This window comes from Brevundimonas sp., assembly GCF_041648055.1.
Classification (GTDB): Bacteria; Pseudomonadota; Alphaproteobacteria; order Caulobacterales; family Caulobacteraceae; genus Brevundimonas.
On record NZ_JBAZPS010000004.1, the window covers coordinates 178,041 to 193,940 of the forward strand.

Below are 15,900 nucleotides of genomic sequence, written 5' to 3' on the forward strand. Positions count from 1 at the left end.
CGATGGCCGCGTCCCGCGCCACCGTCGCCAACATCCCCCTGACTCGGCTGGAGCGAGCCGTCATGGCAGCCCTGGCGCATGAACTACGGCACACCATCCCGGACCTCGCCACCCAGTTCGCCGCGGCCCGGGCCAGCCAGCGTCGCAACATGGCCTTCGGTGCCTATACCGGCCTGACCCTCGACCGCCCCCGCCCCGCCACCACGGCCGACGGCTGGTTCGGCACGGTCCACGTCATGATCGACGGGCTTCAGGATGCCGTCGCCTTCCAGGTCCTGATGCGCCACGGCACCGTGGCCGCGTTTCAGGCCGACAGCTATGGCCAGGACACGCGCGCGATAAACTTCGACACCGTCGGCTTCGAACAGGTCTTCACCCTGGACGCCCAGGGCCGCTCCATCCCATTCGAGCCCCGACCGTCCGCCGACCCCGCCCCGGTCCGCGGCCTCCCGTCTGCCCCGCGACCGGCCCAGCAGGCCGAGCCGATGCGCCAGACCCTGCCGACAGCAGCACAGCGCCCGGCCCAGCGCCCTGCTCAGACACCGCAGGCTGCGCCGCCCCGCCGCGACCCGGCCTTCACCTTTGGTCCCAATGGCGCGATCTCCACCCCGCCCCCGATCGCGCCCGGAACCGGGTTTGGCTCCGGCACCACCGACATGCCCGACATCGCCAGCATGGACGACAAGACCCTGCTCGCCGGCCTGTGGGTCGTCATCGCCGTCGTCGCCTTCCTGCTGGTCACCATCTTCCAGATCGGCTGGGTCTTCGTCCTGATCCCCGGTTTCTGGATCGCCCAGGCCATCCGCCGCCCCGCCGTCCTGTCCGCTATCCGCAAGAGTCTGGCCGCCTGGCAGGCCTCGGCCCGAACGGCCGCCGCATCGGGCGACTGATCACTCCAGCTCGGGTCAGCGCGGGGCCAGCATGCCTCGCCGCCCGGCCGCGATGAAGGCTCCGACCAGCATGGACGCCGCCGCCACGGCGATGACCAGCAGCGGATCCATGGCCGACAGCCATCCCAGATGCACCGCCACGCTCCAGATCAACAGAATGGGCAGCAGAATGGACATGGCGAACGCCGAGCTTTCCCACGACAGCTGACGCCACAGTTCGTCGTACAATCTCCACTGCTTCACGCCGATCACCCCGATCGTCAGCAGCGACAGCCCCACCGCCGCAATCACCACGATGTCGGGCACGGCCCCACCCGGTCCCGATCCGACCAGCGCCAGCAACATGATCCCCAGCGCGATGGCCGACACCGAACTGCCCACCAGCATGTTGCGCATCTCGACCAGTTCCTCCCGGTCCGCGACGTTCAGCACCCTGGCGCCCATGCCCGGCATCAGCGCCCCGCCTAGGGTGAACAGGCCGGTCACCAGATAGACGACGCCCACCCCGCCGACCGCCACCTGTTCGACCCTCCAGCCCGGCTCGAAGCCCAGCCAGAGAAAGGCGGCCATGGCCCCTCCCCCGCCCAGCGCCCCCAGAACGAAGGCCAGCAGCATCTTGCGTATCTTGGCTTGATCAAGGGTGGTCACAGCGTCTCCTCCGGTGTCCAGTCGTCGATGAACAGGCTCGGCACGGGCACCTCGAACAGCACCGCCATGCGCAGGGCCAGCGGCAGGCTCGGATCGTATTTGTCCGTCTCGACCGCATTGATCGTCTGACGCGAGACACCCAGGCGGCGGGCCAGCTCACCCTGGCTCCACCCCTTCGCCTCCCGCATCTCCCGCACCAGATTGCGCACGCGTTCCTCAACCTGCCTGTAAAGAGCTCTTTACAGGCACAGCCCCGGCTGTCAAGAGCTCTTTACAGGCTCAGCTTCGCTGTAGGCGACGACACCACCCCGAACCGCGCCCCCGGCAGCATCGGAAACGTCACCAGCGACACTTCCCACAGCTCCACCTCGACCAGCACCCGCAACCGCCCGTCGCGCCGCGCCCGATGGCTGCGGAACCCGATCGACAGCCCGTCCAGCGCCCCGGCCCGGCTCAGCGCGCTCGCAAACCGCGCCTCGGCGGACCAGTCCATCACCCGTCCCTCGACATACAGTCCGCGCTCGTCCTCCTCGATCCGGTCCCAGACCCCGACCACGGCCCGCGCCTCGTGCTGGTGCAGCATCCGCACCCCGCCCGCGCTGGTCTTCGCCAGACTGGCCGCGAAGGCTCCTCTCGCCACCACATCCCCGTTCAGGTCCGCGACGTTCCATAGCGAGGCATAGCCGCGGATACGCAGCCCTTCGTCGACGATCACATCCATCAGCGCCCCTCCAGCCGCGTCTCGATCCGCTCCACCGCCGCCCGCGTCGCCGCGCTCTGTTCCTCCAGCCGCGCCAGCCGCTCGGAGACCAGCCGCTGCTCCCCGACCCGTTCCTCCAGCGTCCCGATCCTTGCCGCCGCCCCACCGGCCCAGACCAGCCCCCCGACCGTCTGCACCGTCAGCGCGATCAGCAGGGCCGTCGGCACGCGCCGGATTTGGTGCTCGCTCATGTCATGCCTCCCAAGGTTTCAGGTTCTAGGTTCTAGGTTCTAGGTTTTAGGTTCTAGGTTTTAGGGAACAGGCACTGGCGACCGCCTCAGCGTCCCTAGAACCTAATCCCTGGAACCTGGCCCCTAGCTACTCCCCCACCCCCGCCATCTGCCGCCGCTCCGCATCCGTCAGGAACCCCGCCGCCGACAGCCGCGCCCACAGCGCATCCCGCTCGGGCTGCAGCGCCGGCACGCCTTCCAGGTCCGCCTCGATCCGCACGCCGCCGGAACCAGAGGGCGCGAACCGCCCACCCAGCCACCCCGTCAGCGCTCCAGCCGTCTTCCTGACCAGAGGCACCACCGTCCCCCGCCAGAACGCCGCATTGGCCTCGCGGTAGTTGGCATAGGTCGCGTCCCCCGGTATCCCCAGCAGCTGGGGCGGCACCCCGAACGCCAGCGCGATCTCCCGCGCCGCCGCATGTTTGCCCGCGATGAAGTCCATGTCCGCCGGCGTCCAGCTCATCGGCTTCCAGTCCAGCCCGCCCTCCAGGATCATCGGCCGCCCGGCATTGGCCGTGCCCGCATGGCTCTCGCCGACCTGCGCCCGCAACGCCTCGAACTGCTCGCCCGTCAGCCGCTCGCCGTCCTTGGCCCCGTAAACCAACGCCCCCGACGGCCGCGCCGCATTGTCCAGCAGCGCCTTGTTCCAGGCCCCCGACGCATTGTGCACATCGATCGCGAACGCCGCCGCCTCCAGGGGCGAAAAGCCATGATGATCGTCCGTCGGGTGAAACAGCTTCAGATGCATAACCGGCATCCAGCCATCCGCCTGCCGTCCGATCCGCACCGACCGCCCGTCCACCGAATACTCATAGGCCTCCGGCCAGCCCGCCCGACCCGGCACCACCTTCATCCGGTCGGGTCTCAGGCCCCAAAGCTCATCGGGCGCACCGTCCCCGTCCACATCGCCCGTCGCCTCGGCATAGGCATTGCCCGCCGTCTGAAGTGCGCCATACAGCCCCTCCAGCCACTCCGCCCCCGACTGCTCCGGATTGGGCCGGGCCAGCAGCCGCGCCAGCGGATGATCCGCCGTCCGCACCCCGTCCACGAACACCGCCATCGGCACCGACGCCGCCCCCTCCGCGATCATCCGCACACAGCGATAGGCCACGGCATTCTTGCCGAACCCTCGCTCGCCAGATGCGCATAGTCCCTCGGCGTCCACCGCGCTCGCCCACCATGCGAGAACGCGATCAACGGCCCGCTCCGGCTCTCCTTGGTTTCAGGCACGACTCTACGCCGCCGACCCTCCAGGGGCCGTCGCCAATCGAACATGATGGAACTCCTTGGTCTCTCACCGCCCTTTGACGGGGCAGCCTGAAAATCAGTTCACAGCCACCGCACACTCGGCCCCGCCTTCGGTGCCGGCATCAGCCACGTCACGCCCCAGACCAGGGCATCCGCCCGGTCCGGGCTGGGACCGCCATCGGCCGCCCCCAGCGCCATCAGCTCCTCCTCCAGCGCCGGAAACGCCCCGCAGTGCACCACCCGCCCCTGCTCGTACAGCGCCGCCACCGGTTCGGCCCGCGCGACCTTGCCCCGGCTGGCATGCACCAGCCTGATCGGCACCGGACAGTTCGAATGGGCCAGGACGGTCCGCACCATCTCGCCACCCTGATTGCTCTCGGCCACGACCGCGTCCGCACCGAACTCGCGCACCGCCGCCACCACCTGGTCGGCCCAGCCCTGGGGGCTCATACCGCGCACGGATTTGTCGGCCAGAACAAAGGCCACCTTGTCCCGACGCCCGACCACCACGATCCCGCAGGCATCGCCGCCCGCCGTCACCGGCGGATCGACCGCCACCACGATCCGCTCCAGCGTCGCGGGCCTCGCACCCCGCGCCCGCGCCAGATCCTCTGCCCGGAACAGCGCGCCTTCGCTCTCGACGATCAGCCCCTCGATCTCCTGCGCCTCCAGCCGCGTCCCGGCATACAGCGCCTTCAGATGCTCCAGGAACCGGGGCGACAGATGTTCGGCATTGGCGGCTGTCGGTGCCCTTTCCAGCACCGTGCCGTTCTGAGCCAGCAGGCGTCGCAGCGCGGGCATGGGCCGGGGTGTTGTCGTGACCATGAGCCGTGGATCCTCTCCCAGACGCAGCGCCAGCCGCACATTTTCCAGCACCCGCTCCGGCTTGCGCCAGGCACAGAACTCATCGGCCCAGGCATGATGGAACTGCGGCCCTCTCAGGCTGTCCGGGTCATCGGCCGAAAAGGCATAGGCCACGCTCCCGCTATGCGGCCAGACCAGCCGCTTGCGTCCGCCCTCCCAGCGCGGTCGAAAAGCCTTTTCGCAGACCGCCTTCAAGCCCGACGGCCCCTCCACCATGACCTCGCGCACATCGTGCAAGGTCGGTCCGATCAAGGCGATCCGCTTTTCTGGCTTGTCTCGCGCCATCTGGGTGATCCAGTGGGAACCGGCAAAGGTCTTGCCCGACCCTCGTCCACCCAGCAGCACCCAGGTGCGCCAGTCGACCTCCGGAATATGCTGATGGCTATGGAATCTCGGAGTCGCCCTCAGGGCCTCGCGCAGCTGTTCCGGCGACAGTCCAGCCTTCCATTCGCTTTCGTTCGAGCGAGGCCCGTGAATAATCGATATTGGACTGGAGCTGGCTGTAAACCCGCTCCATGACTTCGGCGCTGTCGTCGTCATCGTCGGCCATGTCGTCCTCTGCTGCTTCAGGTTCGACGTCAGGTTTCTCGTCACCGCCCGCCAGGGTATCGGCGGCCCGCTTCGACTTGGCGATCTGTTCGGCGGCGCGCATGTAGCGCTGGACCGCCAGAGTATCCCCCGGCTCCAGTCTCGTCGCGGCCATCGTCAACAGGGCGTGTTCGATCATCATGTCGATTGCCCTCACCACGCCCGCCCGGTTGCTCGCCCGGCTGGCCGTCTTGTCCTGATTTCCCGTCATGCCCAGACTCTACCGGACCAGCGTCCTCAGCCAGGCAGATCGCCCATACTTTCCGTCAGGCGATTTATCGCAAACGCTTTTCGTCCGCCAATCCGACTAACAATCCGCGAACTCTAGGCAGCAGTGCCCGCCAGCCGACCTGGCCCGCCCCGGTCTTCCGCGCGCCGGTCCAGCCGCGCCGACATGACCCGCACCAGCTCCGACACCTGGATCGGCTTGCCGCAATGGTCGTCCATCCCGGCCTCGCGGCACCGCTCGACCTGCTCGGGCTGCACATTGGCGGTCAGGGCGATGATCGGCGTCCGTGCCGCCTCCCCGTCCAGCGCCCGGATCGCCCGCGTCGCGTCCAGTCCGTCCAGCGCCGGCATGTGCACATCCATCAGGATCAGGTCATAGGCTCCCGTCCGCGCCGCCTCTACCGCCTCGACGCCGTCGGCCACGGCGTCGACATGCACGCCCATACTGCCCAGTATGGCCAAGACCAGCTCGCGGTTGGCCGGGGCGTCGTCCGCCACCAGGATCCTCAGACCCGACGACTGGCTGTCCGTCACCGGGGCCTGAACGCGTCGCTCGGCCCGCCGCTCACCGGCGATCAGCGGCACCTCGAACCAGAAGGTCGAGCCCTCGTTCTTGCAACTATCCGCCCCGATTTCGCCGCCCATCAGCTCGACCAGGCGACGCGAGATCGACAGCCCCAGCCCGGTCCCGCCATAGACCCGCGTGGTCGAATTGTCCTCCTGGGTGAAACGCTCGAACAGGGCCGCGATCTTGTCCTGCGACACGCCGATGCCGGTATCCGTCACCGCCACCCGCAACCTTTCGCCGGTCCAGTTGACATCGACCCGGACACTGCCCCTGGCCGTGAACTTCACCGCATTGGCCAGGAAGTTCAGCGTCACCTGACGCAGCCGCCCCTCGTCGCCGATCAGGATCGCCGGCACCGCCGGATCGACGACCACCTCCAGCGCCAGCGCCTTGGCCTCGCACTGTGCCTCGACGATCGAGGCCGCGCCCCGCGCCATCGTCTCCGCCGAGAAGGCCAGCGGCTCCAGCGACACCGCCCCGGCCTCCAGCTTGGAATAGTCCAGAATGTCGTTGATGACCCCCAGCAAAGCATCGCTGGCCGTGGCGATCCGGTCGACATAGCGCCGCTCGGTCTCCGGCAGGGCATCGCTGCTCAACAGTAGTCCCGAGAAGCCGACCACGCTGGTCAGCGGCGTTCGCAGCTCATGGCTCATGTTGGCCAGGAACTCCGATTTGGCGAGCGCCCCGGCTTCGGCCCGGTCCCGGGCGGTGATCAGGGCATCTTCCAGCGCCTTGGTCTCGCTGATGTCGCGCACCACGTCATGGAACTCGACCGGCCGGCCTTCGGCATCGCGTATCAGCTTGGGATGCGCCTCCAGCCAGACGACCGACCCATCCTTGGCCAGCCCGCGGTAGGCGATCCGGGGTGGCGCAGTGTCGGGGTCCGACAGAGCATAGTCCGCGAACGCCGTGCGGACCTTCTCCACGTCCTCGGCGTGCATGAAGTCCTGGAAACGTCCGCCGATCATATCGTCCGCTGTGTAACCCATGACCGCCTCGATGGCGGGCGAGATGTATCTGAAGCGACCATCGATCCCGTAGGTGGCGATGATGTCGGTCGCATTGTCGGCCAACAGCCGATATCGCGCCTCGCTGGCCATGATGGTTTCGTGTGCCCGTGCCGCAGCGGTCACATCCTGAAAGACACCGTACAGGGCACGCGTCTTGCCGTCGTCGCCCACCTCCGGACGACACTGGGAGGCCACGATTCGCTCCTCGCCATCGGCCCGGATCAGTCGCAGCCTGAACTCGTCCGCCTCACCGCTTTCAATGGCCTTGGCGCACCAGTCCATCACCGCCTGGCGATCGTCCGGATGATAGCAGGCCACCGCGTCGTCCAGGGCCGGGTCGAACGTCGCCGGATCCAGACCGTGGATGCGGTAAACCTGGTCCGACCAGCGGACATGGCTTGTCTCGACATCCAGCCGCCAGCAGCCGATCCCTGCCAGATCCTCGGCCAGCTTCAGCGTCTCGACCAGTTCCTGCTGCTCGCGCTCGGCCCGGACGGTTTCCGTGATGTCCTGGACCACGCCGAACAGGGCGACGATCCGGCCCTGATCGTCGCGTTCGACCTGGGCTCGCGACCGGGTAACCCGTTCCTCGCCGTTGCGGTTCAGCCGCAGCCGGGTGTCATAACCCTCGCCCGTCGTCAGGGCCCTGTGGATCAGAACCTTGGCCGCCTCGCGGTCCGCCGGGTGATAGAGCGGTGCCATCGTCGCCAGGCTGGGCTCCATCGACCCCGGCTCGACCCCATGAATGCGAAACACCTCGTCGGACCAGCTCACACTGTGATCCGCCACGTCGTAGTGCCAGTGTCCCAGTCCCGCCAGGGCCTCCGACATCTCCAGCATGGCCGTGTGTTCGGCCGCCCTTCGCAGCTTGTGCGCGCTTTCGACTTCCTGCCCGGCCAGCCCCGCCAGCAGCCTCAGACTGGCGATCTGCGCCTCGGTCGGCGCAGGTCTTGGTTTGGTGTCCATGACCCCCAGCGCACCGATCGGCTCGCCGTCGGCATTGACGATCGTCGTCCCGACATAGGCCCGCAGATGCGGCTTGCCGACCACCATTGGATGGTCCTTCACCCGCGGATCGGTCAGGCCGTTCTCGACCACGAACACCGCATCGGGGCCCAAGCTGACCAGAAGGTCGGTGACCGTCTGCTGGCGCGGCAGGCTGTCCTCGTCCTGGCCGATATTGGCGCGAAAGATGGTCCGGTCCCCATCGATGACCGACACCATGGCGAACGGCGTATCGAAGATGGAACAGGCCAGGGCGGTCAGCCGATCGAAGGGCCCGTCGAGGTTCAGCGCCTCTGCCTTGAACTTGTGGGACCTGAGACGCGAACTGGGCATGAGCGAAGCCTGGCACGCAAACGACAAAATATTGGTTAGCGGCCGGACGTTGTGCCGCGCTCCTCGTTCCACTCCATCGCTTCATAGGCGACGGCATCTTCAGGCTCGTCCAGATCCAGCTCGCTGATGGTCTGTCCCCGGACCGACACCCCCGCCGTATGCACCGTCTCGCGACTGCCCGACACCAGATGATGCCAGTCCGCCAGTCCCCGCCCCTCATGCACCCGCCGGTATCCGCACGACTTGGGCATCCACTTCAGCGCTCCGACATTGCCGGGCGTCAGCTTGATGCAATCCGGTACCTGCGCCTTGCGGTTCGCATAGTCGGTGCAGGTGCAGGTGTCCGGGTCGAACAGCTTGCAGTGGACCTTCGTGGGAAACACCTCGCCGGTGTCCTCGTCCTCGAAGCGGATCAGGCAGCAAAGCCCGCACCCGTCGCACAGGCTCTCCCACTCGGCGGGCGTCATCTGCGCCAGGGTCTTGGTCTGCCAGAAGGGCGTCATGCGCGCCGCTATAGGCTCCAACTCAGGTCCGCACCAAGGCTTTCCTGACCCGCTCCACCAGGGTTTCCGGCAGAAAGGGCTTCACCACATAACCGATGCACCCCTTCTCGCGCGCAGCAGCTACCGTCGACATCTCGCGGTCCGCCGTCATCATGACGACCGGCACCTTCACATACAGCCGCCGCATGTGATCCAGCAGGTCCAGCCCGCTCATGTTCGGCATGTGAATGTCCAGAAGAACCAGATCGAAGCGAACCCTCTTCAGCAGATCCAGCGCTGCGGCACCCGAGGCGACCGGTGCCACTGAATAGCCCGCCAAGGTCAGGATCCTGTCGGCGATATCGCGGATCATGGCGTCATCCTCGACGACTAGAATCGAGCCTGTCATGCCGCCTCTTCCTTCTCACGCTTACTCAACACGCTGGCGATCCGTGACACCAGCTCGTGGACCTTGATCGGCTTGGCCACGTGCCCGTCCATCCCGGCGGCATGGCTGGCCGCGACGTGTTCGGGAAGCACATCCGCCGTCAATCCGATGATCGGAACCCGTCCGTTCGCACCCTCAAGCTCGCGGATGGCACGGGTTGCCTGCATGCCGTCCATGACCGGCATCTGGAGGTCCATCAGGATCAGATCCAGCCCGCCGTCCTTCGCTCTCGCGACCGCTTCCGCTCCGTTCACCACTGTCTCCAGCAGGATCGGCCATTCGCTTGTGATGGCGGCCATAAGCCCACGGTTTGCCTCGGAGTCATCTGCGAACAGGATACGAAGCCCCTCGGGCATTGGATGCAGAGCGTCCTGCTGGTCTGCGTTGCTCTGCGCGCTGCAAGCCCTCGCCGGAACATCGAACCAGAAGGTCGAACCCTCGCCCGGGGCACTTTGCACGCCCACCGATCCGTCCATCATTTCGACCAGTCGCCGGGAAATCGCCAGCCCCAGGCCGGTGCCGCCATACTGCCGCGTGGTGGACGTATCGGCCTGGCTGAAGCGTTGGAACAGACGGGCGCACTGCTCATGCGTAAGGCCAATCCCGGTGTCCTTCACCTCGACCTTCAGCCGCCCGTCGTCGTACCTCATGCCCAGTCGAATGCTGCCTGCCTCGGTGAATTTCACGGCATTGGACAGGAAGTTCAGAAGGATCTGCTTCAGCCGTCCCTCGTCGGCCATGACGGTCCGGGGAACGTCATCATCGACCGCGATCTGCAGGTCCAGGCCCTTGCTCATGGCCTGGGGCGCGATGATGCCCGCCACCGTGTCGGCCAGATCGCGCGGAGCCATCGCAGCCGGTTCCAGCACAATGCCGCCGGCCTCCAGCCGCGAGTAATCCAGAATATCGTTGATGACCGCCAGCAGCGCCTGGCTGGACATGGCGATCCGGTCCGCGAACAGCCGCTCAGTCTCGCCCAGCGCATCGGTGCCCTGCAGCAGGCCCGAATAGCCGATCACGCTGGTCAGCGGCGTCCTCAGTTCGTGGCTCATATTGGCCAGAAACTCCGACTTGGCCTCCGCAGCCGACTCTGCGGCCTCCTTGGCCTGGGTCAGGGCGTCCTCCAGCGCCTTGGCCGCAGTGGCGTCCCGGACCGTGTCCTGGATTTCGACCGGCTCTCCGGCGGCATCCCTTGCGACGGTCGGATGGGCCTCCAGCCAGACCCAGCCTCCATCCTTGTGCCGACCCCGATACCGTATGTGCGGCGACGGTGCCCCCGGCCCGGCGGCCAGATAGGCTCGGTACGCCAGCCTCAGCGCGTCCTGATCCTCGGCATGGATGATGCTCCAGGTCCGGGTGCCCACCAGCTCCTGCGGCGACCAGCCCAGAACCCTTTCGATGGCCGGTGACAGATAGCGGAACGTCCCGTCCAGATCGAAGATGGCGATGATGTCACTGGTATGCTCGGCCAGGGCGCGGAATCGCTGTTCGCTGGCCGCGACCTCCATGTGCCGGCGTTCGCTGTCCGTCACGTCCTGGAAAATCCCGAACAGGGCAGTGATCTGACCGGCCTCGTTTCTCTGGACCTCGCCCTGGGTTCGAACCCGGCGTTCGTCGCCGTCGGACCGGATCAGCCTCAGCGTCAGGGGCTCGGCCACACCTGTCTCGAGCGCACTCGCCACCCAGTCGCGGATCAGGGGCCGGTTCTCGGGGTGATAGAAGTCGATGGCGTCATCATAGGCCGGATCGAAAGTTCCCGGCTCCACCCCGTGAATGCGATAGACCTGCTCCGACCAGGTCACCCGCGGCCCGCCCACCAGATCCAGTCGCCAGCTACCCAGCCCGGCCACGCTTTCCGCCAGGCTCAGTACCGCAATCCGCGCTTCGTCCTCGCGCCGCTCTTTGGCCCTTTCGGCCAGAACCGACGCGACCGGCAGGGTGGTGAAGACCAGCACGGCCAGGAACAGTTGCTGAACCATCGCGCGCTGATCCAGACCACCGTCCACCAGCGCCAGCGGCCCCGTTCCGGCGACCACGGCAGCCAGCGAGGCCACCGCCGAAACCAGCAAGGCGACGGATGCCGAGCCCGGCCCGCATCGGAAGGCGATCAGGATCAGGACCGGCGGCACCAGAAACAGAAGGGGAAACCGCGTCTGCAGAAAGACAACCGCCAGCGTCGCCGCAAGGGTGCCGGCCATGAGCGAGCGCTGACCGAACGTAGCCCGGCTTTCCCGCCACGCCTGGGCCGAGGCTGCCAGCAACAGCGGCGGCGTGATCATCAGAATGCCGAGCGCATCGGCCACGAACCACCGTCCGATGTTGCCCACCAGCGGCTCGGCATGCCAGATCGCCAGAGTGCCCGCCGCAATGAAGGATGAGGCCAGAGGGGCCACACCCCCTGCCAGCCATGCGAAGCGGAACAGCGTCTGCGTACGGCTTATATCAACGGCCCGCCCCATCCGGGTCATCAGCAGGGTCGCCAGGCCGATCTCCACGCCGTTGGCCAGGGCCAGTCCGGCGGCAATCAGCGGAGTATCGCCCATCACCTGATTGATCAGAAAGCCACCCAGCAGCGCCCCGCAGATCAGACCGGCCCGCTCGGACCGGGGCCGCATCAGAACGAGGGCCAGCAGGGCACCATTGGCAGGCCAGATCGACGCGACCCGTCCTGCCTCTCGCGCAAAGGTCAGACTGAAAAAGGCCAGCAGTGCAAACAGGCCCGCGCCGATCATCAGCGTCGCCAGGGCTCTTGCCGCGCGCCTATGCAGTGTCTGGTCCAACTCGGTACTCAAAGGCGCGCTTCCTGTAGGACACTGACCCTGAGGGATGCCGACGAAAAAGCGGTTAACGGCCACAACGGCGGGTGGATCGGCGTTCGCTGCGGTCTTCCACCCGCCCTGCCGCCACGCTAGGAAGGCGGACGAGGGCGTTTCGGGGGACTTGCGTGATCATCGGTATTGACCTGGGCACGACCAATTGTGCGGTCGGCATCTGGCGCGACGGCAAGGCGGAACTGATCCCCAACAGCCTGGGACACGTCCTGACCCCCTCGGCGGTCAGCCTGGACGACAAGACCGGCGACGTCATCGTCGGCCTGGCCGCGCGCGAGCGACAGTCGACCCATCCCGACCTGACCACCACGGCGTTCAAGCGCTACATGGGTTCGACCCGCGTCACCAAACTGGGCCAGAAGAGCTTCACCGCCGAGGAGCTGTCCTCCCTGGTCCTGGCCCGTCTCAAGGCCGATGCCGAGGCACATCTGGGCGAGCCGGTGACCGAGGCCGTCATCACCGTCCCGGCCTATTTCAACGACAAGCAGCGCAAGGCCACCCGCCGCGCCGGCGAACTGGCGGGCCTGAAGGTCGAGCGCCTGCTGAACGAGCCGACTGCAGCCGCCCTGGCTTACGGCATCCACGAACTGGGCAATGAGAGCCGCTTTCTGGTCTTCGACCTGGGCGGCGGCACCTTCGACGTCTCGGTGCTGGAAATCTTCGAGGGCGTCATCGAGGTCCGCGCCTCGACCGGCGACAACCGGCTGGGTGGCGAGGACTTCAACGAGGTCCTGATCGAGGAGTTCAAGCGCGTGGTCGGCAAGGCGGTGCCGGACAAGGATCGCGGCGATTCCACCCTGCGTGAACGCATCCGGGCCGCGGCCGAACGCGCCCGCCGGGCCCTGACCGAGAATGCCTCGGCCACCATGTCCGTGGTCTGGAAGGACCAGACGCTCAGCCACAAGATCGACACCGAGGATTTCGAGACTCTGTGCCAGGGCCTTCTGACCCGTCTGCGCGACCCTGTCCTGCGGTCCCTGCGCGATGCAGGCCTGCGGGCGGACCAACTGAACGAGATCATCCTGGTCGGGGGCTCCACCCGCATGCCGGTGGTGCGCAAGGCCATCACCCGCATGTTCGGCCGCTTCCCCGCCAATGCCGTCAATCCCGACGAGGCCGTGGCCATCGGGGCGGCGGTGCAGGCCGGGCTCAAGGCCCGCGACGTGGCGCTGAAGGAAGTCGTCATGACCGACGTCTGCCCCTACAGCCTGGGCATCGGCGCGGCAGAATACACCCCCGACAACCGCATTATTGGCGTCACCTTCTCGCCGATCATCGAGCGCAACACCATCATTCCGGCCAGTCGCGTCCAGTATTATTCCAACACCAAAGCCAACCAGCGACTCGTCGAAATACCGGTCTACCAGGGCGAGTCGCGCAACCTTGCCGACAACATCCTGCTGGGTCAGTTGAAGGTGCCCATCCCCGCCGGTCCAGCCAATTCGGTCCAGCTCGAGGTTCGCTTCACCTATGACATCAACGGCCTGCTGGAAGTCGACGTCCACATCCCCCAGACTGGCCAGCGCCACGAGCTGGTCGTAGCCGACGAGGCCGTCATGGCCGACGCCGAGTTCGAGGCCCGCCGCGCCGCCCTGGCCAAGCTGAAGCAGCACCCGCGCGAAGCCGACGCCAACAAGGCCGTCATGGCCCGTGCCGAGCGCTGTTACGAAGATTCGCTGGGCGAGGACCGGGCCTTCATCAACGGCCATATCGGCCACTTCCAGGCCGTTCTGGACGCCCAGGACCCCCGCGCCATCGAACACGCCCGCACCGAACTGACCCAGATCCTCGACCGCTTCGAGGGCGAGACGTGGCTGTAGGGGGCTCCATCTGGAAGACGCTGGGCATCTCGCCGACCAATGAGGTCGATGACATCCGGCGGGCCTATGCGCGACGGCTGAAACAGGTCCATCCCGAGGACGATCCGGAGGGGTTTCAAACCCTGAGGGCCGCTTATGAGCAGGCGTCCAACATGGCCCGGCGGGGCTGGGCGGCCCCGGTCGTCGGCCCGTCGGAGTCCAGCGACGACGGGTATGGCGACGACGAGTATGGCGATGACGCCTATGACGATGACGACGCCTTCATGGAGCATGGCGGTCACGTCTGGTCGGCCCGGCCCGAGAACCGGCGTGACGATCGGGCGGCGGGTTCCGGCGATCGGTCGCCTCGTCCGGAAGGCCACTGGCAGCGTCCCGAAGAACCCGAAATGGCCGACGACATCCGTCAGGAGCTGGCGGGCGAGCAGGCGCGCGGTCAGGCCCATGCCGCCCTGTGCGACGCCCTGATGGAGCAGGTGCAGTCACCGACCGCCACCTTCGACGACCGCATGAGTGCCCTGATGGCCGTGTTCCGGTCGCCCGCCATGGCTGCGCTGGACGTGCATGGCCGCACCGAACACTGGCTGGCCCATCTGATCGCCGGAGGCCCTCCTGCGGTCGAGGTGCTGATCGAACCGGCCGTACAGTTCTTCGGCTGGAGCGACGCCCGCGTCGGTGTCGATCTCAGCCATGCCCAGCCGGTCATGATGCGGCTGCGGGCCATCCATGCGGCGCGTCAGATCGTCCGTCCGGGCAGCCCCGGCCACGCGGCCTTCGAGACCCTGCGCGCCAAACAGACTCCTTTGCGCAGGCTGGGTGATCTGTTCAAGCCTGGCCTGGATCGCGAGGTCAGACGCCTGCTGGAGCGGATCGACTACGAGATCCCGGCCCTGGCCACCCAGCTGGCCCCACCGGCCGTCGAACGCTGGCGCAAACGCCTGGGTCGGCCCGGTTTGACCAATCTGGTCCGCCTGTTGTTGCTGGTGATCGCGCCGCCGGTGCTGGGCGGTTTCACCGTCCTGTCGAACGAGTTCGGCGTCCCCAACTGGCCCCTCTTCGGTGCCGCCTGGGTGCTGTGGACCTGCATCGCGGGACTGCTCGCCCTGGCCTGGGTCTGGGGCATCGGCTGGCCCTCGCGCCGCTGGATCGAGGGCTATCCGTGGGACCAGCCGCTGTGGAAACGGATGGGCTGGGCTCCGGCCGCCCTGCTCCTGCCGCCGGTCAGCCTGATCCTGCCGTCCCATTCTGTCGCCGCGCTCGGCCTGCTGGTCACCGGGATCGGCCTGGCCGCCTGGGCACGGATCACGGTCAGCCACATGGCCCGGCCCGGCGAGACCATCAACATCTGGAGCCTGGGCGGCCTGTCGCCCGTCCTGGCCCTGTGCGCCTTCCAGCTGGACGCCCGCTGGCCGGGCGCGGGCATGCTGCTGATCGGCGCCTTTGCGGGCGGCCTGCCACTGGCCCTCGGCGTGAAAGCCTTCCCCGACGAATGGTCCCAGATGTCCGACAAACGGCGTCGCGGGGTCAGCCTGGGTCTGGGCGCGGCGGCGGTGGCCGCCACAGCCGCCATGGCCACGGCCCCTCTGTCCGGCCTGTTTCTGCCTGCGGTGGCTGTGGTCTGCGTGGTGGCTTTGGCAGACCGGGCCCTGTCGTGGGGACGAGAGGACGGGGCCCTTTACTGGCGCCGCCTGTGGGTCGCCTTCGGCTGGATCGCTGTATTCGCAATGTTCTGGATCGTCCCGACCGGACGGTTCGAGGATCAGATGACTGTGACCCTGGGCCTCTGGCTCATGTCAGCGGCCGTCATGACGGCCGTCAGTCCTTTCCTGCCCACGCCTCGTGCCCGGCAACCGAAAACGAAGAAGAAGGCCGGACAGTTCGCCTGATCTTCCGCGGCTGAGGCGGTTCGCCAGCCTCGGCGCGGGCTTTCGCTGGCGAAACCGCCAGTGT

The 15,900-nt window shown here is 67.2% G+C and carries 13 protein-coding genes and 1 pseudogene; 3 read left to right on the top strand and 11 right to left on the bottom strand.

The window, feature by feature from the left end:
* Positions 1–2 precede the first annotated feature (2 nt).
* Positions 3–890 (top strand): hypothetical protein, encoded by an 888-nt coding sequence (locus WC585_RS10690; RefSeq protein WP_373257965.1) that lies wholly within the window; start codon positions 3–5, stop codon positions 888–890.
* A 15-nt stretch (positions 891–905) separates the two neighbouring features.
* Here the strand turns inward: WC585_RS10690 and WC585_RS10695 are convergent, their stop codons facing one another.
* From WC585_RS10695 to WC585_RS10745, 11 genes and pseudogenes are all read right to left on the bottom strand, one after another.
* Positions 906–1,538, bottom strand: a complete 633-nt coding sequence (locus WC585_RS10695; protein ID WP_373257966.1) for a hypothetical protein — start codon at positions 1,536–1,538, stop codon at positions 906–908.
* Complete coding sequence (locus WC585_RS10700) at positions 1,535–1,747, bottom strand: helix-turn-helix transcriptional regulator (RefSeq protein ID WP_292174546.1); 213 nt, start codon at positions 1,745–1,747, stop codon at positions 1,535–1,537. Before WC585_RS10700 ends, WC585_RS10695 begins: the two co-directional genes overlap by 4 nt.
* 62 nt (positions 1,748–1,809) lie before the next feature.
* Complete coding sequence (locus WC585_RS10705; RefSeq protein WP_373257967.1) at positions 1,810–2,259, bottom strand: HK97 family phage prohead protease; 450 nt, start codon at positions 2,257–2,259, stop codon at positions 1,810–1,812.
* On the bottom strand, positions 2,259–2,489 hold the full coding sequence (locus tag WC585_RS10710; protein WP_373257968.1) for a hypothetical protein: 231 nt from the start codon (positions 2,487–2,489) through the stop codon (positions 2,259–2,261). The genes WC585_RS10705 and WC585_RS10710 overlap by 1 nt, the downstream gene beginning before the upstream one ends.
* A gap of 127 nt (positions 2,490–2,616) precedes the next feature.
* Positions 2,617–3,803 (bottom strand): annotated as a pseudogene (locus tag WC585_RS10715) (phage portal protein).
* Positions 3,804–3,857: 54 nt separating this feature from the next.
* A complete protein-coding gene (locus WC585_RS10720) occupies positions 3,858–4,985 on the bottom strand; it encodes a DNA-packaging protein (RefSeq protein ID WP_373257969.1) in 1,128 nt (375 codons plus the stop codon).
* 37 nt (positions 4,986–5,022) lie between these two features.
* Positions 5,023–5,439 carry a hypothetical protein gene (locus WC585_RS10725; RefSeq protein WP_373257970.1) on the bottom strand — a complete coding sequence of 139 codons (417 nt, stop codon included), beginning with the start codon at positions 5,437–5,439 and terminating at the stop codon, positions 5,023–5,025.
* 113 nt (positions 5,440–5,552) lie between these two features.
* Complete coding sequence (locus WC585_RS10730; protein WP_373257971.1) at positions 5,553–8,372, bottom strand: PAS domain-containing protein; 2,820 nt, start codon at positions 8,370–8,372, stop codon at positions 5,553–5,555.
* A gap of 35 nt (positions 8,373–8,407) precedes the next feature.
* Positions 8,408–8,875, bottom strand: coding sequence for a YcgN family cysteine cluster protein (locus WC585_RS10735; RefSeq protein ID WP_373257972.1), 468 nt, complete (start codon positions 8,873–8,875; stop codon positions 8,408–8,410).
* Between the two features lie 22 nt (positions 8,876–8,897).
* Positions 8,898–9,263: a response regulator gene (locus WC585_RS10740; protein WP_373257973.1), complete on the bottom strand. Its 366-nt coding sequence runs from the start codon at positions 9,261–9,263 to the stop codon at positions 8,898–8,900.
* Positions 9,260–12,094: a PAS domain-containing protein gene (locus WC585_RS10745; RefSeq protein WP_373257974.1), complete on the bottom strand. Its 2,835-nt coding sequence runs from the start codon at positions 12,092–12,094 to the stop codon at positions 9,260–9,262. The genes WC585_RS10740 and WC585_RS10745 overlap by 4 nt, the downstream gene beginning before the upstream one ends.
* Before the next feature lie 152 nt (positions 12,095–12,246).
* On the opposite strand from WC585_RS10745, the gene WC585_RS10750 reads away from it, so the two are divergent.
* Together WC585_RS10750 and WC585_RS10755 are read left to right on the top strand one after the other, a co-directional pair.
* Positions 12,247–13,953 (top strand): Hsp70 family protein, encoded by a 1,707-nt coding sequence (locus tag WC585_RS10750; RefSeq protein ID WP_373257975.1) that lies wholly within the window; start codon positions 12,247–12,249, stop codon positions 13,951–13,953.
* The gene (locus WC585_RS10755; protein ID WP_373257976.1) at positions 13,944–15,836 is read left to right on the top strand and encodes a hypothetical protein; all 1,893 of its coding nucleotides are present in this window, start codon (positions 13,944–13,946) and stop codon (positions 15,834–15,836) included. The genes WC585_RS10750 and WC585_RS10755 overlap by 10 nt, the downstream gene beginning before the upstream one ends.
* The last annotated feature ends 64 nt before the right edge of the window (positions 15,837–15,900 follow it).